Consider the following 26910-nt stretch of genomic DNA (forward strand, 5'->3'; position numbering starts at 1 on the left):
ACCAATCAGCTGGCCCCAACCCCTCCAGGCCCGTTTTCGGCCTGAATCGCTACCGTTCCGCCTCGGTCTCGGCTGTCCCCCGGGCCATCTGATCGCATGGAAGCCTTCCGGCTTCTGGAACTGCTGATTCTCCTGGCCGTGCTGGCCGGACTGGTGGGCTTGCTGCTGCGGTGCAACCTCTTCCTCAAGGTTCTCGCCATGGATGTGATGGGCAGTGCCGTGGTGGCGCTGTTTGTGCTGCTGGCAGCCCGCTCGGGCCTGCGCAGTCCCATCCTCGGACGAACGCCGGATGGGGCCATCCAGGCGGTGGGGGCGTCGGCCTGGGCCGATCCGATCCCACAGGCGGTGATTCTCACGGCCATCGTGATCGGCCTGTCGATCCAGGCCCTCCTGCTGGTGGTGATCTCGCGTCTCTCCCTCCGTGATCCCTGCCTCGATCTGGCCAGCTTCGACGTCAGGGAGACACGGTGATCGCTGCCCTTTCCCCGGAGACGATCCTGACGGCATGGCTGCTGCTGCCGTTCCTGGCGGCTTTCCTGGCCGCCCTGCTGCCGGCGCTGGCTCGCTGGCTGGCCCTGGGCTGTGTGCTGGCCACTGCCGCCATCGCCGCGGCGATTGGGCTGCAGGCCATGCCGGCCACGCTCCTGCTGCTCGGCCCTGATGGGGTCGCGCTGGCGCCCGATGCCCTGGCCGTTCCCTTCCTGCTGCTCAACGCCCTGGTCTGTGGCGCCGTGCTGCTGGATGGCTGGCAACGGCCGACCGCAGGGCCGTTTCTGCTGCTGCTGATGGTGCTGCAGGGCGGCCTCAATTCAGCGTTCGTCAGCGTCGATCTGATCAGCCTCTATGTCTGCCTGGAGGTGGTGGGGGTCAGTGCCTTCCTCCTCGTGCTCTCCAGCCGATCGGACCGTTGCCTCTGGGTGGGGCTTCGCTATCTGCTGATCGGCAACACGGTGATGACCCTGTATCTGATCGGTGCCGCGGTGATCTATCTCCAGCAGGGCAGCTTCCGCTTCGAAGCGGTGGCCCTCACCAGCGGTGGTGGTGCACTCGCCCTGCTGCTGGTGGGCCTGTTCACCAAATCCGGTCTGTTCCTCTCCGGCCTGTGGCTGCCGCGCACCCATGCCGAGTCGCCGGCGGAGGTGTCTGCCCTGCTCTCCGGCGTGGTGGTCGCTGGCGGCCTTTGTCCCCTGGTGCGCCTGATCGATGGCATGCCATCTCTTTCGGCCGTGATGGTCCCGATCGGCCTGGCCAGTGCGGCCCTCGGCATCCTGTTCGCGCTGGTGGAGACCGATGCCAAGCGCCTGCTGGCCTGGAGCACCCTCTCCCAGGTGGGCTTTGTGGTTCTGGTGCCGGCAGCGGCTGGTCTCTATGCCCTGGCCCATGGGTTGGCCAAGGCCGCTCTCTTCCTGGTGGCGCGACGTTTCCCCAGCCGCCAGCTGCTGGGTTGGACCAGCCGGCCCCTGCCGGCGGCCGTCGCCTGGCCCCTGTGGATCGCGTCCCTCTCGATCGTGGGGGCGCCGCCCTTGCTCGGCTACCTCGCCAAGCAACAACTGGATGAGGCGATTGCCGGGCCAACGGCCCTGGTCACCACGGTGCTGATGGTGGGCACAGCTGCGGTGTACGCCCGCCTCTGGGGAACCTCCATCTCGGTCGCGCTTGCCAAGGATCCGGCCGGATCAGGCGCCGCTTCCGAGCAAGCCCCACTGGAGGCCTCCTGGTCTGCCGGAGTGGTTCTGTTGCTGGCGGCCTTGCTGCTGTTGACCGTGCTGCTGCCCATCGCTGGGTGGGGAGGGACGGCCTCCTGGGTTGGTGCGACAGCCTCGATGGCTGAACTGGCAAGCTCGATCCTCAAGGCTGCCGCCAAGACCGCCCTGGTTCTGCTCGCGGCCCTGGTCGTCCACCGCACCCTGGAGCCTCTGCGCCGACTGGGCCAGCTGAGGCTGCCAGACCTGGAACGTTTCCAGGATCTTGTCGGCAGCGTCGGGATCGTCGGAGCCTCCCTGATGGTGGCGCTGCAGCCATGAGGAGACTCCTGCCCCTGCTGTTAAGCACCAGCTTCCGGCTGCTGCTCTGGTGCCTGCTCACCGCCGATCTCAGTCGTCTCAATCTGCTGATCGGTGTGGCCGTGGCCCTGGCACTACCGAGGGCCCGCTCCCGTCCGCTGCCCCTGCGCGAATTGCTGCGCGCCCTCTGGCTCAGCCTGGTGGCCGTCCCCCGGGCCTATGGCGAGGCCCTGAGGCTGATGGTGGCCTCCGATCTGGAGGAGCGCATGGTCCGGGAACCGGTGACGGATCGAACCATCCCGCTGCTGATGTTCCTGGATGTGTTCCGCATCACCCTCACGCCGTTCACGATCGCCCTGGGGCTGGAGCCCGATGGCCAGCATTACCGCGTCCATGCCTTGCTTCCCCGGCGGCAGACGCTCAGGCCACCAGCCGAGGAGACCCCATGACCGTGCTGCTCTGGGGGATGGTGCTGGCCCTGGTGATTCCGATTGCCGTTGCCTGCCGCCAGCAGGATGTCTGGCACCGGCTGGCCGCCTTCTCGAGCATCGCCTCGAAGGTTGCCCTGATCATCCTCGTCGTCTCGGTGGTGCGCAGCGACTGGATGCTCGGCCTGGTGGGGGTGATTGTGCTGAGCGCCGGCAATGCCGGCATGCTGCTGCTCGCCAATCTGTTGCGGGAGGAGCGGTGATGGGCCTGGCTGCCATCAGTGAAACCGCCAGCCTGCTGCTGCTTGGCATCGGCCTGGTGTTCTGGTTCTGGGGGACCTGGCCCCTGCTGGAGACATCCAGCTATGCCCGCAAGCTCCATGCCCTTTCCGTGGCCGACACCCTCGGCTCGGCCCTGATGCTGCTGGGTCTGCTGCTGCGCATCCCGCGGCAGTGGCCGCTGCTCACCCTGGGGCTGCTGGCGCTGATGCTGTGGAACACGATTTTCGGCTACGTGCTGGCAACCTGTTCGCAGCCGCGCAGAAGGCCTACGGGCCTCTCCCGCAACCCGCAGGAGGAACCGCGATGAACCAGGTCTTCACCCTGGCCAGCGATCTCGACCTGCTGCTGCCGATCACGGCCCTGCTGCCACTCACCGCCGTCCTGCTGGTGAGCCAGTCCAACCCCTACCAGACCCTTGTGCTGCGCGGAATCCTGGGATCCGTGGCCACGCTGCTCTATGCCCTGCTCGGGGCTCCCGATGTCGCCCTGACCGAGGCTCTGGTGGGCACCTTGCTCTCGACAACGCTCTACGCCGTGGCCCTGCGTTCCTCGATGGCGCTGCTGCTGTCCGTGCCCGAGGGCGAGCCCCTGGGGGAGGAGCGGATCCAGCTGTTGCGCACCTGGCTGGAGCCCCTGCACCTTCGTCTTCGCCTGCTCTCCAGGGCTGAGGCCAGCGCCAGCGGACCCCTGCCCTGCCACGGCCGCATCGAGCAGGGGCAACGGCTGGTGCTCGTCAACCCCCAGCTGGCGGAGAAGTTGCGGGCTCTGGAGGGCTTCCATCGCTGGCAGGACGACGGCGGTGAGCTGGTGCTGGAGCCGCGGCCATGACCTGGCTCTACCTGCTGGCGGCGATCGCGCTCTGCCTGGCGCCCCTGAGCTCGCCCCTGCCCGTGGCCGAGTCGGTGAGTTCCCTGCTGGCCGGCATCGCCTCCCAGACCGGCATTCCCAACCTCGTGTCGGGCGTGATTCTCCACACCCGCCTCTACGACACGGTCGCCGAAGTGGTGGTGTTCACCCTGGCCTCACTGGGCGTTCGCTTTGTGCTTGCCGGCGAGGTCGCCGCAACGCGGGTCCGCTCCCTCGACGATCCACCCTCGGTGACGCTCTGCCGCCTGGGCGCGACAATCTCAGCCTTGATCGGGGTGGAACTCGCCCTGCGGGGCCATCTCTCCCCCGGGGGAGGCTTCGCCGCCGGGGTCGCCGGCGGCACCGCGATCGGGTTGCTGCTGATCAGTGGATCCGCCGCTGCCTTTGATCGTCTCTACAAGCGCTACCGGGCCGATCTGTGGGAAAAGGGCGCCGTGATCGCCTTCGTGCTGCTGGCGTTCCTGGCCCTGGATGGTCTCGAGCCGCCGCAGGGGGCCTTCGGCAGCCTCGCAAGTGGAGGATTGATTCCCCTGCTCAACATCCTGGTTGCCCTCAAGGTGACCCTGGGCTCCTGGGCGATGGTGCAGCTCTTCGTGCGTTACCGCGGATTGCTCTGAGGGGCTGGCTTGGTTCCGCTCAGCACCAGTATTGGATTGAGCGGCGCCAGGCGGGTGCCCTCGGCCAACGGAGCGCCGCGCCAGGCCTGATGCTGGCTGACGCTTAGGCAGAAACCGGCCTGCTCCAGCCGGGGCCGCAGGTCCGCCAGGGCTTCCAGAGTCGCCAGGGGAATCACCACCCTGCCGCCGGGGCGCAGGCGCCGCATCACAGCCTCGAGGATCGGGCCCCGATCCCTGCCGCCGCCGCCGATCAGCACCCGATCGGGGTCGGGCAGCTGCTCCAGCACTGCTGGTGCCCGGCCTTCGAGGATGGCGGCCGGTCGGACGCCCAGCCGTGCCGCGTTGGCTTCGATCAGGGCGCTGGATCCACCTCGGCTCTCCACAGCCCAGAGCTGCAGGGCCGGCCGCAGCCGCAGCGCCTCCAGGCCGATCGTGCCCACCCCCGCCCCCAGGTCCCAGAGCACACCACTGGGCGGTAATTCAAGGTCCGCCAGCAGCTGGATGCGCACCTCCCGCTTGGTCATCAGGCCGGGGCGGTCGGCGTGCTGCAGCCAGAGCCCATCGGCCAGCCCGAACAGGGTCAGGGCCAGCGGATCCGTCGGCAGCGGCGCCTCCGCCAGCAACACCACCAGATGGAGCGGATCGAGATCCGCCGGCAGGGCCGCGGCAGGCGCCAACCGCTGCACCCGCTCGGCTGGATGCCCAAGCCGTTCGCAGAGCCAAAAGCCATAGGCCGCCTCCAGACCCGAGGCCCGCACCAGGCTGCGCACCTCAGCCGCTCCACCGCGGGCCGGATCGGTGAGCACCGCCAGGGCGGCAGGGCGCTTCTGCAGCGCCGCCGCCAGCGGCTCAGGATCGCGGCCATGCAGGCTGATCCAGCTGGCGTCCTGCCAGGGGCGGCCGAGGCGGGCGAAGGCCAGCTGCAGGGAGCTGGGGGCGGGATGGAAGCGCAGCTGCTCCGGGCTGAAGTGCTGCAGCAGGATCCGGCCGATGCCGAACCAGAGGGGATCGCCGCTGGCCAGCAGCACCGCCGGCCGGCCAGTCGCCAAGGCCTGCTCAATGGGGCGATGGATCTGCTCCGGTCTGTCGCTGGCCAGGAGCTCGGGGCATTCCAAGCCCGCAGGCACCCGGCCGGCTGCCTGCTCCTGTTGCCACCAGGGGGCCAGCTCCCCCAGCAACCGCGCCGGGGCCAGCACCAGCCTGGCGCCCCGCACCAGCGCCAGGCTTCGGGGCGGCAAACCGCTGACACCAGCGGCGTCAGTGCCGATCACGTCCAACACTCCCTGCTGTATCCCTGCCGGCACGCTGCGCTCGTTCGCTTCCTGCTCGCTGCCCAGGCTGCCCGTTGCAATTGAAGCCATGATGCTCACGCAACCAGGGCTCCGGGCCACGGTGCGGCCGATCTGCCCCCAGGAAAATGGTGTCCAGGGACAGCTCGGGGGACGCGAGCCTGCGGGACGGCTCTCCTGCAGAGCGGTTGAATCCCAGGGCCGCTGCAGACTGGAACCAACGATGGCTGAGGAGGTCGGTGCAGATGCCACCAAAGGTGCTGCCATGAACCTCAGCCCTGGGGCTCTCCCTCACCACGGCGCCGCCAGCCGGCGCCTGCTCTGGATGTTCTCCCTGGCGATCACCGCGGTGTTCGTCGCGGCCCTGGTCCTGCCGGAAGAGTTTCCCCTTCTGCCGTACTACTTCCTGCCGGTGGTTCTCGCGGCAGGCTTTGTTACCCCCCGGCAGATGGTGCCCCTGATCACGCAGGCCTGCGTGATGGCGATCCTCTCGGGCCTACACCGAGGCTTCTTCCCCTCGGGCCATTTCATCAGCTCCTTGATCGGGCTGGGTGCACTGTCGGCGCTGGCGTTATACCTCTGCGCCCTGCGCTGCCGGGAACTGGAGAAGCGCCGCCGCAGCGAGCTGATCTTGAAGCTGACGCTGGAGAACGCAGCAGCCGGCGTGGCCCTGGCGGATGCCAGCGGCCGGCTGTTCCAGGTGAATCCTGCGTTCTGCGAGATCCTCGGCCGCAACGCCCTAACCCTCTGCGCCCTGTCCTGGGAGGACATCACCCACCCGGACGACCTCGAGCAGGAGCGTGGCCTCCTGGAGGAGATGCGCGCCAACCTGCGCTCCAACTATCGGATCAAGAAGCGCTATCTCCGCGCAGATGGCGCAGCGATCTGGATCGACGCGCATGTGTCCTGCTCCCGGCTGCCCAGCGGGGAGGTGGATTTCTTCATCGGCCAGCTCATCGACATCACGGCCCAGAAGCAAGCCGAGCAGGCCCTGGCCAGCTCCGAGGAGCTGTTCCGCCTGAGTGCGGAGGAATCTTCGGTGGGCCTGGCCTTCTGTGCCCCAGGGAGTGGGCGCTTTCTGCTCACCAATCAGGAGTTCTGTTCCGAGATCGGGTGTGATCCCGTCTCCTTGCAGAACGTAACCCTGCCGGAGTTTCTGGCCTCGTACCTTCCGGAGGAGGCCGAAACGACCGCCCTGCGGGGCCCAGCCGCTGGGGAGGCCAGCGGGGCCGCCATGCTGGCGGCGCTGCTGCAGGGCGAACTCGAGCATCACCGCCTGCATCTGCGGCTGCGCCGGGGCGAGCGCTTTTCAGGCTGGGCCAGCCTGAGGCTCAGCAACGTGAGGGATACCTCCGGGGTGGTGCGGCACGTGCTCGTGGAACTGATCGACATCTCCGAAATCGTGGCCAAGAGCGATTACCTCCAGGCTGCGGCAGAAGCGGGCGTGGTGGGTATCTGGGACTGGGATCCCGTGCACGACGTGCTCACCTGGGATCCGGTGATGTACCAGCTCTACGGACGCCGCCGGGATCAGTTCGCCGGGGCTTACGAGGCCTGGGCCGCCGCCGTTCACCCCGACGACCGCGCCTACGCCGAGGCGGAAATCCAGGCGGGCCTGCGGGGAGAGCGGGAGTATGCGCCCCGTTTCCGGGTGGTGTGGCCCGATGGCTCGATTCGCCATCTCCAGGCGGCCTCCCACACCAGCTTCGACGGCCAGGGCCGCCCGGTGCGCATGCTCGGCGTGAACTACGACGTGACCGAGCTGGTGAACACCCAGCAGAGACTCGAAGGCGAACAGCAGCGGCTGCGCACCACCCTCGATTCCCTGCTGGATCCGCACGTGATGCTCGAGCCGATCAGGGATGGGGAAGGACGCCTCGAGGATCTGCGCGTGGTCCACGCCAACCCCGCCGCCGCCGTCTACAACCGCATGGCTCCGGAGGAGATGGTGGGCGCTTCGCTGCTCAGCCTGTGGCCCGGCCATGGGAGCAATGGCCTGTTGGAGAGTTATTGGAAGGTGCTGAGCACAGGAGAGTCCCTGTCGCTCGACAACTTCCTCTACCGCCACCATGAACGGCTGGGGGGCGACCGCCATGTGGACATCCGCGCCGTGAAGGTGGGCGAGGTGCTCAGCCTTACCTGGCGGGATGTGACGGAGCGGGCCCTGGCCCAGCAGCGCCTGGCGGCCTCGGAGCAGCGGTTCCGCCTCCTGGCCGAAAACGTGTCCGATGTGGTGCTGCACTGCGCCAGCGATGGCACCGTGCTGTGGGTGTCGCCCTCCCTGCTGGCGGTGCTCGGCTGGCCGAGCCATGCCTGGGTGGGGCGGCGGCTGCAGGAGGTGCTGCCCAGCCTCGATCCGGAGCGGCGGCCGCTGATCGGGCCCCCTACCCCAGGGCAGGGGCGAGCGCAGGTGAGCCGCGAGCGCATCTGCGCCCAGGACGGGACTCCCCACTGGATCGAGTGCCGCTGGAGCCCGTTTCACGGCGCCAGCGGCGCCGAGGAGGGGTGGGTGTGCAGCTTCCACCTGATCGATACGGAGCTGGCGGCCGAGCGAGAACTGGAACGCCGCGCCTCCACCGACAGCCTCACCGCCCTGCTCAACCGCGACGAGGTGTTCAGCCAGATCCGACGGCTCACGCAGAGCAACCAGCGCCTGGGCAGGGAGCTGGCGGTGCTGTTCTGCGATCTCGATCACTTCAAGCATGTGAACGACAGCTACGGCCACCAGGCCGGCGATGCGGTGCTGCGGGCGATGGCGGAGCGGGTGCGCTCCTGTCTGCGCGCTTCGGATGTGGCGGCCCGGATCGGCGGCGATGAGCTGCTGGTGGTGCTGCCCGGCCTGCAGCGCTTCGAGGATGCGATCGACATCGCCGAGAAGCTGCGCCAGCGGGCGCGCGAACCCGTGCCGCTCCCGGGCGGGGAGGAGGCGCACATCACCGTGAGCGTGGGCGTGGCCCTGGCCCAGCCCGATGAATCCATCGACGACCTGATCGCCCGGGCGGATGGCGCCATGTTCTCCGCCAAGCAGAAGGGGCGGGATCAGGTGATGGCGATCGGAATCCGGCCTGCCGGCCGGTGATCTCCAGGGCCGAGATCGTCGCCGTTGGCATCACGGCCAGCGCTCACCGGTCTGGTCATGGCGCGCAACAGCATCCAGTTCCCAAAATGCCTGTCGCTACTTGAGTTCCAGCGGCTTTACGGCACCGAGCAGCAAGGTGAGGCTGCTCTGGAGAAGGCGCGCTGGCCCGATGGCTTTCGATGTCCGCGTTGCGCAGCGCAGGGGGACGGCCTGATCGAAGGCAGGCGTCACAAGCGATATCAGTGCCGCCGCTGCAGGCATCGGGCCACGCTCACGGCCGGCACGATCATGCAGGCTCCTGCCTCCTGCCTCGATCTCACCATTCCTGCCTGTTGAATTGTTCAGCCTCGGGCTTACGGCCCACAGCAGGGCTTGCCACGGCCCGTGCTGGCCATGATGCTCACGTCCGTTCCCTCAGGAGTCCGTCGGCCGCTCCGCCATGCATGACCGCCGCCAGCGCATCCACGATCTGGTGCTCGCCCTGCTGGCCCAGCAGGGCGACCTGGAGCTGCTCTCCGGCGACGGTGCCGGCCTGCCCAATGGCGATGCCGGCACCTGGATCGAGCGCAACCGCCGGGTGGTGCAGCGCTATCAGGCCCTGGTGCGCTCCGCCGTCACCCTCGATGCCCTGGTGGACCAGGAAGTGAATGGGGGCTTCCCGGCGCCGACACCGCAGGAGCGGCAGCCGTGATCAATCGGGACAACCCAGCTCTGACAAGCTGGGGGCATCCATAGAACCTGCATGGCGCGTTTTGGCCTGTCCGCCCTGACATCGCTGCTGCGGGACGCCGGATCCCGTCCGGCTGAAGGGTCCCGCCGCAGCGCCGGCACGGCCTGGAAGCCTCCGGTGGCCAGCTGGTCGCGACCCTTCGGTCTGGGTTGGCAGGCGCCCTACACCGTGCGCTACGCCAGCAACCTCGACGACGGCCCCAACCACGGCATGCCCCTGGGGGGATTCGGAGCCGGCTGCATCGGCCGCGGCCCGGATGGCAGCGTCAACCTCTGGCACCTGGACGGCGGCGAGCACTGGTTCGGCACCCTGCCGGACTGCCAGTTCGCCCTGTTCGAGAGCGATGGCAGCAGCAGCCGCGCCCATGCCCTGGCGGTGAAGCCACCGCTGGACGCCTCCCGGCCCGAGGCGGGCGAGCCCCTGACCAGCTGGAGCTGGTACCCCGCCAGCACCGCCGAGACCACCACCGGCACCTACGCCGCCCGCTACCCACTCAGCGCCACCCACTACAGCGGTGTGTTCGCCGCAGAGCTGAGCTGCGAGGCCTTCAGCCCGATCCTGCCGGGCGACTACCAGCGCAGCAGCTATCCGGTGGCGGTGTTCGTGTGGACACTTCACAACCCCACCGACCGCCCCCTGGACCTGTCGTTGCTGCTGAGCTGGCGCAACACCGTGGGCTGGTTCCGCAACACCGATCCCACAGCAGCAGTCAAGTTCCGCGACGACGGCAGCCCCGAGCACAACTACGTGCCCGCCATCGGCCACAGCCGCGGCCAGCGCAACCGCTGGATCGATCAGCCGGGCCTGCAGGGAATCCTGCTGGAAGGAGAGCGCAGCGAGCCAATCGCCGAAGGGGAAGGGCAGTGGTGCCTGGCCGTGCCCGATGCGGCAGCCCTGGCGGAAGGCGGTGTATCCGGGGCACGCATCCAGCGCTGCAGCCGCTGGAACCCGGCCGGCAGTGGCGCCGAACTCTGGGAGCCCTTCGCCCGCGATGGCTCCATCCCCGATGGCAACAACGACCGCCGCAGCGCGGAGAACGATCCCGCCAGCGCCGCCCTGGCGGTGCAGTTGCGGCTGGAGCCTGGCGCCACGGTCGAGATCCCGGTGGTGATCAGCTGGGACCTGCCGGTCACGGCCTTCGCCAGCGGCACGGCCGCCCTGCGCCGCTACACCGATGTCTTCGGTGCGGGGGGAAACAATGCCGCCGCCATCGCCGCAGAAGCCCTGCGGGACTGGCGAGGCTGGCTGGAGCGGATCGACGCCTGGCAGCAGCCCGTGCTGGAGCGCACCGACCTGCCGGAGCCGCTGCGCATGGCCCTGTTCAACGAGCTCTATGACCTGGCCAGCGGCGGCAGCCTCTGGACCGCCGCCAGCCCCGCCGATCCTGTGGGCCGCTTCGGGGTGCTGGAGTGCCTCGACTACGCCTGGTACGAGAGCCTCGACGTGCGGCTCTACGGCTCCTTTGCCCTGCTGCAGCTCTGGCCGGAACTGGACAAGAGCGTGCTGCGCAGCTTCGCCCGTGCCATCCCGGCCACCGACCCCACACCGCGGCCGATCGGCTGGTATTTCACCCAGGGGCGGGGCCGCGTCGAGGCCGCCCGCAAGGTGGCTGGCGCCACACCCCATGACCTCGGGGCCCCCAACGAACGGCCCTGGGACGCCACCAACTACACCGCTTATCAAGACTGCAATCTCTGGAAGGATCTGGCCAGCGATTTCGTGCTGCAGGTCTGGCGCACGTTCCGGCTCGCGCCGACCGGAGAAGACCTGCGCTTCCTGGCGGACTGCTGGCCGGCGGCCGTCGAAGCGCTGCGCTACCTCAAGACCTTCGACGCCAACGACGACGGCCTGCCCGACAACGGCGGCGCGCCGGATCAGACCTTCGACGACTGGCCGCTGCAGGGTGTGAGCGCCTACTGCGGCGCCCTCTGGATCGCGGCCCTGGAAGCGGCCCTGGCGATGGGCCAGCGCCTCCAGCTGGAGCTGGGTCTCGACACCGCGGAGGAGCAACGGCAGTTCAGCGGCTGGCTGGAGCAGTCACGCGCCAATTTCGACCGGTTGCTCTGGAACGGTGAGTACTACGCCATTGATGCCGGCAGCGGCACCCCCGTGGTGATGGCCGACCAGCTCTGCGGCGATTTCTACGCCCGCCTGCTCGGGTTGCCCGCCGTGGTGGCCGACGATCGGGCCCGCTCCGCCCTCAAGGCGGTGAAGGAGGCCTGCTTCGAGGGGTTCAGGGGTGGCAGCCTCGGTGTGGCCAATGGCCTGCGCCGCGACGGCACGCCGCTCGATCCCAATGGCACCCACCCGCTGGAGGTATGGACGGGCATCAACTTCGGCCTGGCCGCCTATTACCGGCTGATGGGCGACAGCAGCACCGCCTTTGCGATCACCGGCGCCGTGGTGCAGCAGGTGTATGGGGGCGGCCTGCAGTTCCGCACCCCCGAGGCGATCACGGCGGTGAACACCTTCCGCGCCTGCCACTACCTCCGGGCCATGGCGATCTGGGCCCTGTGGGCCACCCACACGAACTGGCAGGCGATTCCCGGCGCGGCGGAGCAAGCCCCCTGGCCGTTGAACAAGGAGCAGCCAGCTTGAGCGCTTCTCTGTCCGCGATCGCCAGGCAGCCCCGCCTTTTCAAACTCAAAAGGTGCTGGGCAGATCGGTGCTGGGCCCGTCCGCTCCAGCCTGGCCTTGCCCTGATCCTGGGGCTGCTCTGCTGGCTGGGCTGGCCAGCGCTGGCGATGGCCCAGCTGCATGCCCATCCCGATCAGAACGGCATCCCGGTGGTGCGCAGCCTCGAGAGCCTGCGGGACCTCGACGGTCAGAGCTGGCAGGTGGTGGCCTACCGCCAGGGTCCGGTCGGTGGCCCCTTGATCCTGCGCCTGGTGGGATACCCGGGCAAGGTGAGGCTCGACCACCCCACCAGCCTGCAGGTGGTCAGCGGCCGCCTCAGCTGGCAACTGACGGATGTGACCCTGGCCAGCAGCGCCCTGGCCGGCGATGGACGGGCCGCGGCCGCTGAATTTGATCTGGAGCCCCTGCTTGCCGATCTGCAGCAGAACCGGCCGCTGCGGCTGCAGTTGAGGGGAGTGTTCACCGAATTGCCGGTGCCCCCTTACGTGGTGGCGGAGTGGCGCAGCCTCAGCGACGCCGCGGAGCCAGCGTGAGCCTGCCAACCTCGCCTCTGCCGAGCCCACGGTCGGGCTCCGGCTTCTGCTCGTCGTCCAGCCACTGGAACGGCTGGATGGAACGGGCCCTGCAGCTCGCTGCCCTCGGAGCCGGCCGCACCAGCCCCAATCCGATGGTGGGGGCCCTGGTGCTGGATCGCAGCGGCCAGCTCGTGGGCGAAGGCTTCCATGCCGCTGCCGGCGAATCCCACGCCGAAGTGGGTGCGCTGGTGCAGGCCGGTGAGCGGGCCCGCGGCGGCACCCTGATCGTGACCCTGGAACCGTGCTGCCATCAGGGCCGCACCCCCCCCTGCAGTCAGGCGGTGATCCGCGCCGGCCTGGCGCGGGTGGTGGTGGCCATGGCCGATCCCGATCCCCGGGTGGCCGGCCGTGGCATTGCCCAGCTGCGCACAGCGGGCCTGGAGGTGATCGTGGGCGTGGCGGAAGCGGCGGCCGTGCGCCTCAACCGCGCCTTTCTGCATCGGGTCCAGACCGGTCGCCCCCTGGGCATCCTCAAGTGGGCCATGGGCGTCGATGGCCGCACGGCGCTTGCCAATGGCGCCAGCCAGTGGATCAGCGGCAGTGCGTCACGGGACTGGGTACATCGCTTGCGGGCCAGCTGCGATGCGGTGATCGTCGGCGGCGGCACGGTCCGAGCCGATAACCCCCTGCTCACCAGCCGGGGGCGGCGCTCGCCGGAGCCGCTGCGGGTGGTGCTGAGCCGCAGCCTGACCCTGCCGGAGAAGGCCCGCCTCTGGGACCAGGATGACGCCCCAACCCTGGTGGCCCACGGGTACGAGGCCCAGCCGCGGCGGCGCTTCCAACTGGATCGCCGCGGCGTGGAACGGCTGGTGCTGAGCCGCTGCGAACCCACCGAGCTGCTGGAGGCCCTGGCCCGGCGCGGCTGCAACCAGGTGCTGTGGGAATGCGGCCCCGCCCTGGCCGCGGCGGCCCTGCGGGCCGGGAGCGTGCAGGAGATCGTGGCGGTGATCGCACCGAAACCGATGGGGGGCCTGGCCGCCCGCACCCCCCTGGACGATCTCGGCTTCACGGCGATGGACCAGGTGGCCGCCTGGACGGCCAGGCCGCCGTCAGTGCTGGAAACCGACCTGCTCTGGCGTCTGGAGGTCCATGGTTCGTGATCTCGCTGCCCTTTGACCTTGGCCTCCTGTTGAGCGGCCTGCTGCTGGCCCTGGTCACCTGGATCGGGATCGAACAGCTGGCCGGGCTGGCCCGACCGAACGGCCTGGCGCGTCGGCTGCTGCTGCGGGCACGCCTCAGTGTCAGCGTCACGATCGGGCTGGGCACCCTGATCTGGTGGGGGTTCCTGCGATTCGGCTGGGATCTCAGCCGCAACGGCAGCGAGGTGCGCCAGGTGGTGCTGATCCTCGGGCTGGTCTGGACGGTGCTGCGCTGCAAGGGCACCCTGCTGGCCCATGCCGGCGAGAACCTGGAGTGGTTGCAGCAGTGCAGCCAGTCAGACCGCAACTTTCTTCAGGACCTGCTCAACAAGCTGATCACGGCAACGTTGCTGCTGCTGGCGACGCTTGAGGTGCTGCGCCTGATGGGGGTGTCGCCCACGCTCCTGCTCACCGCCAGTGGCTTCGGTGCGGCCGCCCTCGGGTTTGGGGCCCGCACCCTGGTGGAAAACCTGCTGGGCGGGGTGATGCTCTACGTCAACCGCCCCTTCGTGATCGGCGACTTCATTCAGGTGCCGAGCCAGTCCCTGCAGGGGACGGTGAAGGTGATCGGGCTGTATTACACGCAATTGATCACACCGGATCAGCAGCCGCTCTACCTGCCCAATGCCACCTTCGCCAGCTCGGCGATCCTCAACGGCGCACGCCGCGATCACCGTCAGGTGCTGGTGATGTTCGGCATCCGCTACGACGATCAGCCCCTGCTGGAGCCGATCATCTCGGCCCTGCGCGCCGAACTGAGCCAGTGCCCGGGGGTGGAGCAGGCCCTGCCGCGGCGGGTGCATTTCGTGGGGTATGGCGAATCCAGCCTCGATCTACGGCTGGAGTGCTTCGGTGGCGGCAGTCCCGATGCCTATTACGACCTGCAGCAGGAGATCCTGCATCGGATCGGCCGGATCGTGACCAGCCAGGGCGCCGCGATGCCCTTCCCGACCAGGCTGGTGTTCCAGAACGGGAGTCCAAACGTGAGCCCTCAGGCCATAGGGGGCTGAGGGGCTCCCAGGCTGGCGGCTGAGAATCCCTTGCGATGGATCAGCTGGGGATGAAGTGACGCAGACGGCAGGCCTCGCTGGCGGTGCGGTGCTGCAGTTCCTCATCGCTGAGCTCACTCTCCTGACGTTGCTGGGCCGCGATCACGTCGCCCTCGCTGAGCTGGTAGCCCTGTTCAGCCGCCAGGGCCAGAAAATCCGCCAGGTCCAGGGGCTGATTCAACCGCTGCTGCAGGTCGGCATCGGCGCGGGCCCGGGCGAGGAAGGCATCGAGTTGATCGAGGCTCATGGGCGGCTCCGGTGGGTGACTCTGTCCTAAGCCGGCAGCGTGCCTGATCCTCAAGGGTCGTCCCGCGTCAGCGGGCGGCTCCTCTGGTCCTCGCTTTCCTGCACCGTCAGGCGGCTGATCAGGATCCCCATCACGACCGCGATGTACAGCGGCCCCACCACGATGAACAGCACAGTGAACATCTGTGCTGGTGGCGTTTTGGGAAGAATGTCGCCAAAGCCCAGGGTGCTGAGACAGACAAAGGCGTAATAGGTCAGCCGCACAAAATCGAGGTTCCACGGCACTTCCGTTGCCCCGGTGGCACTTTTGATGAGGAGCGGCTGTTGATCGCTGGCGCTGAGAAAGCTGCCAGGCTGCACGGTCTCCAGCACCGTCACCACCATGCCCGCCGTGAGCCCGAGCAGCACGTAGCCGGCCACGGCTCCCATCAACACCTTCTGGTTGATCAGCTTTTCCTCCGACAGAAAAAGGATCAGCCGCTGCAGGCTCCAGGCGATGAAGCCGGTGATCAGCAGCAGCAGGGGAAGGCCGCTGCTGCGCGCCTCCAGCGGCGTGAACGACCAGAACACCATCGACAGCAGGCACGCCAGGCCCACCAGGCGGAAGGCCAGATCGTTGCTGCGGCGGCCGCCGGGCCGCAGCGTCTCGCGCAGCTGCAGGCTGAGAATCAGCAGCAGGAGTCCGTAGAGAAGATGGGCCAGCCGGTTGAAGGGAGCCGGCAGGCTCAGGCAGGCCAGGATGAACAGGTCGAGCAGCAGCAGGTTGCGGTAGAAGCGATGCCGCCGCAGCCTGCGTCGATCCGGACTGAGATCAGTTGGACTCAGCAGATGCATGCAGCCGCCTCGGTTGCCTGCATTGTGGGGCCGCCGTTCGGTTCTCCCACCCGGCTCTCGGGGCGCCCCTGCAGCAAGGACCCTTAGTTTGGTCAGACTACGGAGGACTGACGATGGCCATCCGCCAGGACGACAAAGGTCCGAACCGGCGCTTCGGAGTGATCAATCTGGTGCTGATCGGCTTCGGTGTGCTGTTGCTGTTCAGCAACTTCCTGCCGTCGCAGGGCATGCAGCAGGTGCCGCGGGTGCCCTATTCGCTGTTCATCGACCAGGTGAACGACGACAACGTCCAGCGCGCTTACATCACCCAGGACCAGATCCGCTACGAACTCAAGAGCCCGGAGGAAGAAGGCGCCCCGTCGGTGCTGGCCACCACCCCGATCTTCGACATGGAGCTACCCCAGCGCCTTGAGCAGCACGGGGTGGAATTCGCCGCTGCTCCGCCCAAGAAACCCAATTTCTTCACCACGCTGCTGAGCTGGGTGGTGCCACCGCTGATCTTCATTCTGGTGCTTCAGTTCTTCGCCAGGAGAAGTGGCATGGGCGGTGGAGCCCAGGGAGCGCTGAGCTTCACCAAGAGCAAGGCCAAGGTCTACGTGCCCGATGAGGAATCGCGCGTCACCTTCGCCGATGTGGCTGGCGTGGACGAGGCTAAACAGGAGCTCACCGAGATCGTCGATTTCCTGAAGACCCCGGAGCGCTATGCCGCCATCGGCGCCCGCATTCCCAAGGGCGTGCTGCTGGTGGGTCCTCCCGGAACCGGCAAGACCCTGCTGTCCAAAGCGGTTGCTGGTGAAGCCGGCGTGCCCTTTTTCATCATCTCGGGTTCCGAGTTTGTTGAGTTGTTCGTCGGTGCCGGTGCGGCCCGGGTGCGCGATCTGTTCGAGGAAGCCAAGAAGAAGGCGCCCTGCATCATCTTCATCGACGAACTCGACGCCATCGGCAAGAGCCGTTCCGGGTCGATGGGTGTGGTCGGCGGCAACGACGAACGCGAACAGACCCTTAACCAGCTGCTCACCGAGATGGACGGCTTCGCCGCCCAGGACAAGCCGGTGATCGTGCTGGCGGCCACCAACCAGCCGGAAACCCTCGATGCCGCCCTGCTGAGGCCGGGCCGATTCGATCGCCAGGTGCTGGTGGATCGGCCTGATCTCTCCGGCCGCAAGATGATTCTCGACATCTACGCCAAGAAGGTGAAGTTGTCGGCCAATGTTGACCTCGACAAGATCGCCCAGGCCACCAGTGGCTTCGCCGGCGCCGACCTTGCCAACCTGGTCAACGAAGCTGCCCTGCTGGCGGCCCGCGTCTACCGCACCAGTGTGGAACAGGGCGACCTCAACGAAGCGATCGAGCGGGTGGTGGCCGGCCTGGAGAAGAAGAGCCGCGTGCTCCAGCCTGATGAAAAGAAAGTGGTGGCTTATCACGAGGTCGGGCACGCCATCGTGGGGCACCTGATGCCAGGCGGCAGCAAGGTGGCCAAGATCTCGATCGTGCCGCGTGGCATGGCAGCCCTGGGCTACACGTTGCAGCTGCCGACCGAAGAACGCTTTCTCAACTCCAAGGGCGACCTGGAGGGGCAGATCGCCACCTTGCTCGGGGGCCGCAGCGCTGAAGAGATCGTCTTCGGTGCCGTGACCACCGGTGCGGCCAATGATCTGCAGCGCGCCACCGACATTGCGGAGCAGATGGTGGGCACTTACGGCATGAGCGAAACCCTCGGCCCCCTCGCCTACGACAAACAGGGCGGCAGCCGCTTCCTCGGCGGACCCAGCAACCCCCGCCGCGTCGTCAGTGATGCCACCGCCCAGGCGATCGATAAGGAGGTGCGCACCCTGGTGGATCGGGCCCATGAACGGGCCCTGTCGATCCTGAACCACAACCGTGGGCTGCTCGATTCGATCTCCGAGAAGATCCTCGAGAAGGAGGTGATCGAAGGCGACGATCTCAAGGATCTGCTCGCTTCCAGCACCATGCCCCAGGGGGAAGAGTCGGTGAGCTGTGCGGACCAGCTCAGCCCAGCCTGAGTCCGACACCCGGAAGCGTCCTGCCCGGGAGGCTTCCGGGTCTCCGCCCTTGACGGCGGGGCCCCCGATCCCGGATAAGGGTTCTTTGAGATGGGGCGATGACCTCCCAGCTCTCCAGCCTCGCCCTCCTGCTGAGCGGCCTGCGCGGATCTGATCTCCTCTCCTCCGCTGATCTGAGCGGCGATCAGACCCTGGCGCTGCTGCAGCTGGCCGCCGAACTCAAGAGCGGTCGGCGCAGCATCGACCTGGGCGGCAAGACGCTGGGCCTGATCTTCACCAAGGCCTCCACCCGCACCCGGGTGAGCTTCACGGTGGCGATGGCGCGCCTCGGTGGGCAGACGGTCGATCTCCACCCCTCCGTCACCCAGGTGGGCCGCGGAGAGCCGGTTGCGGATACCGCCCGGGTGCTGAGCCGCTATGTGGATGCCCTGGCGATCCGCACCTTCGCCCAGCAGGAGCTGGCCGAGTACGCGCACTGGGCCTCCATCCCAGTGATCAATGCCCTCACCGACCTGGAACATCCCTGCCAGGCCCTGGCCGACTACCTCACCTTGCAGGAAGCCTTCGGCGGGATCGAGGGCTTGACCCTGGCCTACGTGGGCGACGGCAACAACGTGGCCCATTCCCTCCTGATCGCCGGAGCCTTGCTGGGAGTGAACGTGCGGGTGGGCTGTCCGGAGGGGTTTCTGCCCGATCCAGCCGTGGTGGAGCAGGCCCGTGGCCTGGCCGGCAGTCGCTGCCGCCTGGAGGTGCTGCACGATCCGGTGGCAACCGTGCGCGGTGCCCAGGCCCTCTACACCGATGTGTGGGCCTCGATGGGCCAGGAGCAGGAGCAGACGGAGCGCGAGCGGGCCTTCGCGGGCTGGTGCCTGGATGAAGCGCTCCTCTCCGAGGCGGACAGTCGGGCGATCGTGCTGCATTGCCTGCCGGCCCACCGCGGCGAAGAGATCAGTGCCGGCGTGATTGAGGGTAACGCCAGCCGGGTGTTTGATCAGGCGGAGAACCGCTTGCATGTGCAGCAGGCCCTGCTGGCGGCGGTGCTGGGGGCGTTCTGAGTTCCTCCGGGTCCAAATCCGGCCAGCCGATCACTGGACAAAAGTGGCCCCAGAGCGATACAGATGTATCAGGTGCTTGATGATTCGTGCCGTCCCCCCCTTCTCCTGTCGCTTCCACCCTGGAAACGCTCACATCGGCCCAGCGTGAGTTGTACGACTGGCTGGAGGGCTACATCGCAGCCCATCGCCACAGTCCTTCGATCCGGCAGATGATGCAGGCGATGGGCCTGCGTTCGCCGGCGCCGATCCAGAGCCGGCTGAGGCATCTGCAGCAGAAGGGCTGGATCACCTGGCAGGAGGGCCAGGCCCGCACCCTGCAGCTGCTGGGCGAGCGCCTCGAGGGAATCCCCGTGCTCGGAGCTGTTGCGGCCGGAGGGCTGGTGGAAAGCTTCGACGATGTCCAGGACCGGCTCGACATCGCGCCGCTGCTGGAAAGTCGTGGCCTGTTTGCCCTCACCGTCAACGGAGACTCGATGGTGGGCGCCCACATCGCCGATGGCGACATGGTGCTGATGGAACCGGTCAGCGATGCCACGAGGATCCTCCCCGGCACCATCGTCAGCGCCCAGGTGCCCGGCAGCGGCACCACGCTCAAGCACTTCCATCCCGATGGAACCCAGATCCGGCTGGAGGCCGCCAATCCCGCCTACGCACCGATCGTGCTGCCCGCCGACCAGGTGCTGATCCAGGGCCGCCTCGTGGCGGTGTGGCGCCAGCTCTGAGCCTGGCCAGCCGCTCGACGGAACCGATTCAGCCAGGACAGGCTGCGGTGTAAAGTCTCGAAGCGAGCAGCGGGGTCCACTGGGCCAAACGAAGTCACCAGAACTTCGTTCGTTTCTTGCAAGTATGGGGCCATAGCTCAGCTGGTAGAGCACCTGCATGGCATGCAGGGGGTCAGCGGTTCGAATCCGCTTGGCTCCATTTATTTTGATCTGCGGTTGGACTTCGCTCCAATTGGCATGATGATTCCTTAGGCAGATCAGCTGTCTGAGGGATTTTTTTTGTTCGCCGGCATTCGCACGTTCGTTTTGCCCTGTGCCGTCAGGCTGCGGAGCCTTTCCCATGAGGAACGCGTCGCAGCAGGAGCGCATCCCATGAGCTGGACGCCGCTGTTCCTGGCTGTGATCACGCTCCATCCGATGGCGATGGCAGCGGCACTGGCTGATCCCAGAGTGGTTGAACCCAGGGTGGCCTCCCCCAGGGAGGCCGAACCAGAGCCCCTACCGGCTCCGGTTCAGGCCTGGATTCAACAAGCCTCCGAGCTTCAGGCACGAGGTGCCTTTGCCGAAGCCGCAACCCTGTGGGAGCAGGTCGTGGCCGTGATGGCACAGAGCCGGGGGTCGGAGCACCCCGACACCCTGGCGGCCATCAACAACGTGGCGGCCCTGCGGGTACAGGCGGGCGAGTACGCCAAGGCCGAACCCCTCTACCAACGCGTGCTGGAGGTCAAGCAGCGGCGACTGCCCCCCCAGGATCCAAGCCTGGCCACCACCCTCAACAACCTGGCCGAGCTCTACTACCTCCAGGGGCTCTACAGCCAGGCGGAACCCCTGTTCCAGCGCGCTCTGGCGATCCGGGAACAGGCCGTCGGCCCCAACCACCCCGACACCGCCGCAGCCCTCAACAACCTGGCCGCCGTCTACGACGGCCAGGGACGCTTCCCCCAGGCCGAACGCCTCTACCGGCGCGCCCTGGCCATCCGCGAGCAGACCCTCGGACCTGAGCACCCTTCCACCGCCACCTCCCTCAACAACCTCGCAGCCCTGTTCGACAGCCAGGGGCTCTATGCCCAGGCCGAACCGCTCTACCGCCGCGCCCTGGCGATCCAGGAGCAGAGCGTGGGCCACCGCCATCCCCTCACCGCCAGCACGCTCAGCAACCTGGCCCTGATGCTGGCCAACCGGGGCAGCACTCAAGAGGCTGAACGCCTCGCCAGCCGGGCCCTGGAGATCCGGGACGCGGTGCTGGGCCCCATGCACCCCCAGACAGCCATCAGCCTCGGCAATCTGGCTCTGCTGCAGATGGAGCGCGGCGCCTACGCCACGGCTCAGGCGCTCTACGAACGGGCGCTGACCATCAACGAAACAGCCCTGGGGCCAGCGCACCCCAGCACGGCCACCGCCCTCAACAACCTGGCCCTGCTGTTCGACACCCAGGGGCTGTTCGTTCAGGCCCAACCCCTGTACGAGCGGGCGCTGGCGATCCGGGAACAGAGCCTCGGTCCCGACCACCCCGATACCGCCAATGCCCTCAACAACCTGGCCGCCCTCGCCCGCAGCCGCGGTGGCTTCGCGGAAGCGGAAACGGGCTATCGACGGGCCCTGGCGATCCGCGAGCGCAGCCTTGGTCCTGATCACCCAGACACCGCCGCCTCCGTCGCCAACCTGGCCGAACTGCTGAGCGAACAGGGCCGGAACGACGAAGCCGAACCCTTGGCCCGCCGCGCCCTCGCCATTCGGGACAAGGTCCTGGGGCCGGATCACCCGCTCACCGCCCTGGCGCTGAACAACCTGGCCGTGTTGCTCGATCGTCTCGGAGATGGAGTGCAGGCGGAGTCGCTGCATCGGCGCGCCCTGGCCATCAGGGAAACAGCCCTGGGGCCGGATCATCCCGATACCGCCAACTCCCGCAACAACCTGGCCCTGCAGCTGGCGGCACGGGGCGCCACCGCCGAGGCGATCCCACTGCTGGAGCAGGCCTTGCGGGTCCAGGAGCGGCTTCTCGGGCCGGATCACCCCAACACGGCCAGCGCCCTGATCAGCCTGGCCGTGCTGCGGGGCAACCAGGGGGGACAAGCGCAGGCCGTCGCCCTGCTGCGGCGTGGCATCAGCGGCCAGACCCTCTTCCTCCAGCGCGAACTTCCTCTCCTGCCCGAGGCCCAGCGCCAGGCCCAGATCCGCACCCTCGGCAATGCCTGGGAGGCCGCCTACTCCCAGGCCGGTCGCTCCAGCAGCGGCACGGACCTTGCCCTGTTCACCCGCCTCAACCGCCACGGGCTCCTCCAGGACATCGAACGCCGCCAGGCCCTGCTCAGCCGGGCCCCCGGCCCTCAGCGCGCCCTCACCCGGCGGATCGCCGCCCTCACCACCAGGCTGTCGACCCTCACCCTGCCGCCGCCCCGGCGGGAAGCCCTGCAGACGCAACGGCTGCAGCTCGAGCAGCAGCTCTACCGCCAGTTGCCCGCCCTCTCGCCGCAGTTGGTCGAGGCGGCCGAGGTGGCGCAGGCCCTGCCAGGCGATGGCGTTCTGATCGAGTTTCAGCGCTACCGCCCCTATGACGGACGTCAGCAGCCTGAGCACCGCTGGGGTGAGCCGCGCTACCTCGCCCTGGTGCTCCAGCCCACGGGGGCCAGATCCAGCGTCGACCTCGGCCCCGCGGCACCGATCGAGCAGCTGATCCAGCGGGCTCTCGTGGTGAGCGAGCGCGGCGTCGAGCCAGTGGAGCCCCTCTGGCAACAGTTGCTCGACACCCTGATCACCCCCCTCCAGCCCCAGTTGATGGGCCGGCGGCGCTGGTTTCTGTCGCTCGACGCCGAACTCAACCGCGTGCCCTTCGCGGCTCTGCCCGCTCCAGGCCGGCCCCAGCAACGCCTGGCCCAGGCGATCAGCTTGCGGTTGCTCACCAGCGGCCGCGACCTGCTGCCTGCCACTCGGTTATCCCCAGCGGGATCGCCAGCAGGATTGCCACCGGTCGCACCGGCACGGTCGCTGGTGCTTGCCAACCCCGATTTCGGCGGCAGCCAGCCCTGGTCTTCCCTGCCCGGCACCCTGATCGAAGGCCGGCGGATCGCCGACCAGATCGGCGCCCAGCTGCTGCTCGGAAAGGCGGCCTCCACCACCGCTCTTCAGGAGGCCAACGGGCCAAGGATTCTGCACATCGCCAGCCACGGTTTTTTTCGCAGGCCGTCAGCGGGCGGCGATCCCCTGCTCGACAGCGGCCTCGTCCTGGCCGGTGCCAACACGCGCCAGAGCGACCGCGTCGACGGCTATCTCACCGCCAAGGAGGCCGCCCAGCTTCGCCTGGATGGCACCCAGCTCGTCGTGTTGTCCGCCTGCGACAGCGGCAGCGGCAGCGTGCAGAGCGGCGAGGGCGTCTACGGACTCCAGCGCGCCCTCACCGTGGCTGGCGCCCGCTCGACGCTGCTGTCGCTCTGGAAGGTGGAGGATGCCGCCACCGCGCACTTCATGCAGCGCTACTACGAACGCCTCAAGGCTGGCCTGGCCCCGATGGACGCCCTGGTGGAGGTGCAGAACGAATTTCGCACCAGCCCCAAGTTCAGAGACTGGAGCGATCCCAGCGCCTGGGCGGCCTGGCAACTCACGGGTAACGACCAGCCCCTGCTGGGGTTGTGACCGGCACCACCTTCATGCCGATCGGTGCCAGGGCGATCAAAGCAAGCTTGATGTGCTGGATGCCGAAGGGAATTCCCACGATGGTCACAAAGCAGGCCAGGGCGGAGGTGAGGTGGCCGATCGCCAGCCACCAGCCGGCCAGCAGGAACCAGATCAGATTCCCCACCAACCCCAGCGGCCCCGTTCCGAAATCGCCCTGGCCGGTGAGCTCCCGACGACTGACGGCCTCATAGCCGAACGGCCAGAACGCGAAGTTGCCGATCACGAAGCAGGCGCGTGCCCAGGGGATCCCCACGATCGTGAGAGCGGCGACGAGGCCCGCCAGCCACCAGCCCACCCCCATCACAAAGCCGCCGAGCACAAACCAGAGGATGTTGAGAAGGAGGCTCACGGTGGGACAGGCAAGTTGCCGCTGATCGGTAGCAACACGATGGCCTCCATCCAGGGCGATGACCAGCGCGCGGGCACTTCCAGTGCTGACCCCGCCCCCCCTGGTGGGGCCGTGAGGGCGGCGCTACGACCGGCTCCCCTGCCCTGGCCGTCATGGTGTCGACGACGCGCCCGCTCCTTCCTGGCATCCCTGCGGTTCGGGTGGCCCTTGGGCTGGCCTGCCTGGGCCTGGCAGCCCTGGCCCCAGCGGCGGAGGCGGCCGGCCTGATGCGGTTGCGCCGCACCGATCGCGTCCTGCCGGGCAGTGGCGATCCCGTCTGGGCACTGCAGCTGGAGCTGCCGGGAGAACCCCTGCGGTCCTACGCGGCGCTCTCGGGACGGGCGGATCGGCAGCAGGCGGATCGCCATCGCCTCGGCAGCCGCTCACCCCTGCCCCCCGGGCACTACCGCGTCTCCGAGATCGTCTCCCTGGCAGGGTCCGAGAATCTGCCGGTTGAGCTGGGCCGCATCAGCTGGATCGGCCTCGAGCCGCAGTTCCCCACCGAACGCCGCGCCCTGGGCATCCATCTCGATCCGAGCGCGGGGCACGGCAGCGAGAGCGGCACCGATGGCTGCATCGGCATGATTGAGGCCGAGGATCTGCTGACGCTGACGGCGTTGCTGCAGCAGCACGGGGTGAGTGAACTGGAAGTCCTGCCCTGAGTCGCGCCGGTCGGCTGCGCTGCCCAGGTCACGGCAGATTGCTCTGATCCCAACCCTGGACCTGCGCACAGCATGACCGGCAACCTCGCCGCCATCGGCTTTCTGTTCACCTGGGTGCTGGGCTGGGGCATCGGCGGCTCCCTGATCGACGCCGCACTGCTCCACGTCGGTGCCTACTCGCTCGAGACCGGTCAACTGGGCACCCTCGCCACCTTCGCGGGCTGGACAGTGGTGTGGGGAGGAATGGGCTGGTGGCTCTACGACCGCCTCACCGCAAAGCCCTCGTCGTCGGATTGAGCGATCGCTGGCAGAGGCTTGATCGCTGCCTGAGTGACGTTCGGTCGGTGCGGGTTCGCTGATCAGCCAGCTCGGCATGGGATGGGTGTCCGCTGACTAACGGCATCGGGCCACGATCCCGTCGAACCCGACTGGATCACCAAAGACGCATCGCCAGGCAGCCGTCCAACCGCGCTCTACAGAACCAGGTGAAGCGGCCAAGCCCATGGCAGCAACCCCACGGGGCAAATGAGCGAACCAGCGGATTGGCCATCAACCGACAGAGATGTGCTTGAAGACACACAAGAGAGGGCATGTTGGCGCCGGTTTGACGTGTTGAAAACCTGATCAAGATGGCATCGTGATCAGCACACGGCATCAAGAAAGATCACGTCAGATTGGCGTTGCCTCCGCCGAGGTGATCACACTGGTGTTGCGCTGAATCGATGCGGAGCCGATGACGTCTTACCTCACCTGGCGGCGGACTGTCCTGCTATCCACCCTGGACGGGCTGATGGCCAGCAACGCCGCCACACCCGCCCACGGGTCCACCTCCCAGGAGGCAGGCCAGTGCCATGAGGTGGAGACCAGCGTGGTGTTCGAGCGTCTCGAACGGGAGCTGTCGCGCTGCATGCCCGTGGCCGAGATCGCTGCCACCACAACGGATCTGCTCACCTCACGCCGCTGCACGTCCTCTCCAGCACGGCTACGGATGCTCGATGGCTTCCGCCGTCATCTTCTGGTGCGTCAGTCCTGAGTTGAGCCGTTGACACGACAGCCTGAAGGAAGCTGATCGAAATCAACGAGGTGAAATCATAGGAGTGAAATCTACCAGCAGAAATTCAAGCTCCAACCAACGACATGTTGATGGGATGATCAAAGTACCGATGAGTGAGCTGCAGGTCTAAGGAGGGGCTGGATAACAAGGCAAAGGCCGCCGCCCCAGATCTTGACACCTGGCTGCGGGATTGTTTTTTCATGGAGCACTGCAAGCTCTTCCACAGCCGCCCCTTCATCTGGCAGATCTGGGATGGCCATCCTAAGGGATTCAGTGCACTGGTGAACTATCACAAGATGGCAGCACCGCATGGAGAAGGTCGCCGAACGCTTGAAGCTGTTACCTATACCTATCTGGGAAACTGGATGGATCTCCAAAAGGAAGGCCAATCGAACGGCGTAGCTGGTGCTGATGACCGACTGGCCGCAGCCCAGGATTTGCAAACGCAACTCGACAAGATTCTCGAGGGTGAACCTCCTTACGACATCTTCGTGCGCTGGAAGCCTTTTAAGCATCAGTCGATCGGCTGGGACCCCGACATCAACGACGGCGTTCGCCTGAACATTCGCCCCTTCATGAATGCTTCTTTGCGCAGGGGCGGTCGGACCGGCGCCGGCATCCTGCGCTGGAAGCCATCTACGATCAAATGGGCGAAGGACCGAGGCAAGGAACCCTCACGCCCCATTGATCAATTTCCTTGGGTTAGTGGATGGGAAGAGAACAACCCAGCAAAAGCCGTCGATTTTGGTTCTGGCTTGCCTGGCTCCGCGCCTGCTTCGGCAGACTTCGACGGCAACCGCTGGAACGACCTCCACTACAGCCGCAGGGCCAAGGAAGAAGCCAGGGCTCGGCAGGGGGGAACCAGCTCATGAGCAGTCCCAGCTTCCAAACTGATTTCCTTGACGCCATGGAGCGCCACTGGCTGGATGCCGAGCTACTGAATGCAAAGGCATGTCTGGCCAATGCTGATCAGCTCTATGGCCTAGTCGCCGAGTGCGGACTCAAGGCTTTGATGCTGAAGTGGGGCATGCCTTTTCTGAACGATAAGCCGACAGACCGAGCCGACCAGAAGCATGCCAATGGCATTTGGGATCGATACGAGACCTATCGCCAAGGGCAACCGGCAACCTTTGCCCTGCCGGCGACAAATCCCTTCCAAAGTTGGCGTATCGAGCACCGCTATGCCAACCGTGCTGATTTCTCAACAGCACGGTTGCAGCAGCACCAGGCCGGTGCCTGACTGACCGACACATCTCTGAGAGCCCTTGCAACAGCATGGGTCTCAGCTCATTGGGTGGGCGGGGAGCCATGGGAGCGTGGGGCTGCGACACCAATCCAATCCCCCGTGGATCCCCAGACCCGGCTGCATCGTGAGCTGATCTCCTTCCTGCGTCAACACATCCGGTTCGCCGACCAGCGCCACCTGGTGCTGCTGGGCTGGATGGTCGCCGGGTTGTTGCTGAGTCAGACCGTCTGTTTCGACCGCTGGAACACCGTGCTGCCCCTCGGTCATTGCCTGGCCGCCAGCTGGCAGCGGCGCGCTCAGCGCTGGCTGAGC

At 67.3% G+C, this 26910-nt stretch carries 27 protein-coding genes, 1 tRNA gene and 1 pseudogene; 25 read left to right on the top strand and 4 right to left on the bottom strand.

Annotated features, from left to right (window positions below; all coding sequences use genetic code 11):
* Window positions 1–96 precede the first annotated feature (96 nt).
* The 7 genes from KQ310_RS01385 to KQ310_RS01415 are packed head-to-tail and all read left to right on the top strand — an operon-like array spanning window position 97 to window position 4197.
* Window positions 97–471 (top strand): cation:proton antiporter subunit C, encoded by a 375-nt coding sequence (locus tag KQ310_RS01385; protein ID WP_259720012.1) that lies wholly within the window; start codon window positions 97–99, stop codon window positions 469–471.
* Window positions 468–2024 carry a proton-conducting transporter membrane subunit gene (locus KQ310_RS01390; protein ID WP_259720013.1) on the top strand — a complete coding sequence of 519 codons (1557 nt, stop codon included), beginning with the start codon at window positions 468–470 and terminating at the stop codon, window positions 2022–2024. The genes KQ310_RS01385 and KQ310_RS01390 overlap by 4 nt, the downstream gene beginning before the upstream one ends.
* Window positions 2021–2452: a Na+/H+ antiporter subunit E gene (locus KQ310_RS01395; RefSeq protein ID WP_259720014.1), complete on the top strand. Its 432-nt coding sequence runs from the start codon at window positions 2021–2023 to the stop codon at window positions 2450–2452. Before KQ310_RS01390 ends, KQ310_RS01395 begins: the two co-directional genes overlap by 4 nt.
* A complete protein-coding gene (locus tag KQ310_RS01400; protein WP_259720015.1) occupies window positions 2449–2694 on the top strand; it encodes a hypothetical protein in 246 nt (81 codons plus the stop codon). Before KQ310_RS01395 ends, KQ310_RS01400 begins: the two co-directional genes overlap by 4 nt.
* Window positions 2694–3020, top strand: a complete 327-nt coding sequence (locus KQ310_RS01405) for a monovalent cation/H(+) antiporter subunit G (RefSeq protein ID WP_259720016.1) — start codon at window positions 2694–2696, stop codon at window positions 3018–3020. The genes KQ310_RS01400 and KQ310_RS01405 overlap by 1 nt, the downstream gene beginning before the upstream one ends.
* A complete protein-coding gene (locus tag KQ310_RS01410; protein WP_259720017.1) occupies window positions 3017–3541 on the top strand; it encodes a hydrogenase subunit MbhD domain-containing protein in 525 nt (174 codons plus the stop codon). Before KQ310_RS01405 ends, KQ310_RS01410 begins: the two co-directional genes overlap by 4 nt.
* Entirely contained in the window at window positions 3538–4197 is a 660-nt protein-coding gene (locus tag KQ310_RS01415; protein ID WP_259720018.1) for a Na(+)/H(+) antiporter subunit B, read from the top strand. Before KQ310_RS01410 ends, KQ310_RS01415 begins: the two co-directional genes overlap by 4 nt.
* Here KQ310_RS01415 and cbiE read toward each other — a convergent pair.
* Entirely contained in the window at window positions 4179–5477 is a 1299-nt protein-coding gene (gene cbiE, locus KQ310_RS01420) for a precorrin-6y C5,15-methyltransferase (decarboxylating) subunit CbiE (protein ID WP_259720036.1), read from the bottom strand. The genes KQ310_RS01415 and cbiE overlap by 19 nt on opposite strands.
* A gap of 274 nt (window positions 5478–5751) precedes the next feature.
* Here cbiE and KQ310_RS01425 point away from each other — a divergent pair, with 274 nt between their 5' ends.
* The 7 genes and pseudogenes from KQ310_RS01425 to KQ310_RS01455 all read left to right on the top strand — a co-directional run bounded on the left by KQ310_RS01425 (window position 5752) and on the right by KQ310_RS01455 (window position 14656).
* Window positions 5752–8565 (top strand): PAS domain S-box protein, encoded by a 2814-nt coding sequence (locus tag KQ310_RS01425; RefSeq protein WP_259720019.1) that lies wholly within the window; start codon window positions 5752–5754, stop codon window positions 8563–8565.
* A 57-nt stretch (window positions 8566–8622) separates the two neighbouring features.
* Window positions 8623–8862: pseudogene (locus tag KQ310_RS01430) on the top strand (transposase); the annotation flags it as partial.
* A gap of 142 nt (window positions 8863–9004) precedes the next feature.
* Window positions 9005–9256, top strand: coding sequence for a hypothetical protein (locus tag KQ310_RS01435; RefSeq protein WP_259720020.1), 252 nt, complete (start codon window positions 9005–9007; stop codon window positions 9254–9256).
* Window positions 9257–9307: 51 nt separating this feature from the next.
* Complete coding sequence (locus KQ310_RS01440) at window positions 9308–11893, top strand: GH116 family glycosyl hydrolase (protein ID WP_259720021.1); 2586 nt, start codon at window positions 9308–9310, stop codon at window positions 11891–11893.
* A gap of 146 nt (window positions 11894–12039) precedes the next feature.
* Window positions 12040–12465, top strand: a complete 426-nt coding sequence (locus KQ310_RS01445) for a DUF3122 domain-containing protein (RefSeq protein WP_399237365.1) — start codon at window positions 12040–12042, stop codon at window positions 12463–12465.
* A gap of 77 nt (window positions 12466–12542) precedes the next feature.
* Complete coding sequence (gene ribD, locus KQ310_RS01450) at window positions 12543–13607, top strand: bifunctional diaminohydroxyphosphoribosylaminopyrimidine deaminase/5-amino-6-(5-phosphoribosylamino)uracil reductase RibD (RefSeq protein WP_259720038.1); 1065 nt, start codon at window positions 12543–12545, stop codon at window positions 13605–13607.
* Window positions 13604–14656, top strand: coding sequence for a mechanosensitive ion channel family protein (locus KQ310_RS01455; RefSeq protein WP_259720022.1), 1053 nt, complete (start codon window positions 13604–13606; stop codon window positions 14654–14656). Before ribD ends, KQ310_RS01455 begins: the two co-directional genes overlap by 4 nt.
* Window positions 14657–14696: 40 nt before the next feature.
* Here KQ310_RS01455 and KQ310_RS01460 read toward each other — a convergent pair whose 3' ends face one another.
* Window positions 14697–14942, bottom strand: coding sequence for a Nif11-like leader peptide family RiPP precursor (locus KQ310_RS01460; RefSeq protein WP_259720023.1), 246 nt, complete (start codon window positions 14940–14942; stop codon window positions 14697–14699).
* Between the two features lie 50 nt (window positions 14943–14992).
* On the bottom strand, window positions 14993–15775 hold the full coding sequence (locus KQ310_RS01465) for a potassium channel family protein (protein WP_259720024.1): 783 nt from the start codon (window positions 15773–15775) through the stop codon (window positions 14993–14995).
* Between the two features lie 113 nt (window positions 15776–15888).
* On the opposite strand from KQ310_RS01465, the gene ftsH reads away from it, so the two are divergent.
* The 5 genes from ftsH to KQ310_RS01490 all read left to right on the top strand — a co-directional run bounded on the left by ftsH (window position 15889) and on the right by KQ310_RS01490 (window position 23206).
* Window positions 15889–17799 (top strand): ATP-dependent zinc metalloprotease FtsH, encoded by a 1911-nt coding sequence (gene ftsH, locus KQ310_RS01470; RefSeq protein WP_259720025.1) that lies wholly within the window; start codon window positions 15889–15891, stop codon window positions 17797–17799.
* 98 nt (window positions 17800–17897) lie between these two features.
* The gene (gene argF, locus KQ310_RS01475) at window positions 17898–18854 is read left to right on the top strand and encodes an ornithine carbamoyltransferase (protein ID WP_259720026.1); all 957 of its coding nucleotides are present in this window, start codon (window positions 17898–17900) and stop codon (window positions 18852–18854) included.
* Window positions 18855–18940: 86 nt separating this feature from the next.
* Window positions 18941–19576: a transcriptional repressor LexA gene (gene lexA / locus KQ310_RS01480; protein WP_259720027.1), complete on the top strand. Its 636-nt coding sequence runs from the start codon at window positions 18941–18943 to the stop codon at window positions 19574–19576.
* Between the two features lie 126 nt (window positions 19577–19702).
* A tRNA-Ala gene (locus KQ310_RS01485) sits at window positions 19703–19775 on the top strand.
* A gap of 173 nt (window positions 19776–19948) precedes the next feature.
* A complete protein-coding gene (locus KQ310_RS01490) occupies window positions 19949–23206 on the top strand; it encodes a tetratricopeptide repeat protein (protein ID WP_259720028.1) in 3258 nt (1085 codons plus the stop codon).
* Here KQ310_RS01490 and KQ310_RS01495 read toward each other — a convergent pair.
* Window positions 23172–23597, bottom strand: a complete 426-nt coding sequence (locus KQ310_RS01495; RefSeq protein ID WP_259720029.1) for a YccF domain-containing protein — start codon at window positions 23595–23597, stop codon at window positions 23172–23174. The two genes, KQ310_RS01490 and KQ310_RS01495, sit on opposite strands and share 35 nt — an antisense overlap.
* Before the next feature lie 152 nt (window positions 23598–23749).
* Here KQ310_RS01495 and KQ310_RS01500 point away from each other — a divergent pair, with 152 nt between their 5' ends.
* The 6 genes from KQ310_RS01500 to KQ310_RS01525 form a co-directional block, all read left to right on the top strand.
* Window positions 23750–24298: a L,D-transpeptidase gene (locus KQ310_RS01500; protein WP_259720030.1), complete on the top strand. Its 549-nt coding sequence runs from the start codon at window positions 23750–23752 to the stop codon at window positions 24296–24298.
* A gap of 72 nt (window positions 24299–24370) precedes the next feature.
* Window positions 24371–24595, top strand: a complete 225-nt coding sequence (locus KQ310_RS01505) for a hypothetical protein (protein WP_259720031.1) — start codon at window positions 24371–24373, stop codon at window positions 24593–24595.
* 436 nt (window positions 24596–25031) lie between these two features.
* Window positions 25032–25331 (top strand): hypothetical protein, encoded by a 300-nt coding sequence (locus KQ310_RS01510; protein ID WP_259720032.1) that lies wholly within the window; start codon window positions 25032–25034, stop codon window positions 25329–25331.
* A gap of 221 nt (window positions 25332–25552) precedes the next feature.
* Window positions 25553–26224 (top strand): hypothetical protein, encoded by a 672-nt coding sequence (locus KQ310_RS01515; protein WP_259720033.1) that lies wholly within the window; start codon window positions 25553–25555, stop codon window positions 26222–26224.
* The gene (locus tag KQ310_RS01520) at window positions 26221–26592 is read left to right on the top strand and encodes a hypothetical protein (protein ID WP_259720034.1); all 372 of its coding nucleotides are present in this window, start codon (window positions 26221–26223) and stop codon (window positions 26590–26592) included. The genes KQ310_RS01515 and KQ310_RS01520 overlap by 4 nt, the downstream gene beginning before the upstream one ends.
* 105 nt (window positions 26593–26697) lie before the next feature.
* Window positions 26698–26910, top strand: a 213-nt coding sequence (locus KQ310_RS01525; protein ID WP_399237371.1) for a hypothetical protein, incomplete at its 3' end; no start/stop codon positions are given.

The organism is Synechococcus sp. CS-1328 (assembly GCF_025128095.1).
Lineage (GTDB): Bacteria > Cyanobacteriota > Cyanobacteriia > PCC-6307 > Cyanobiaceae > CBW1002.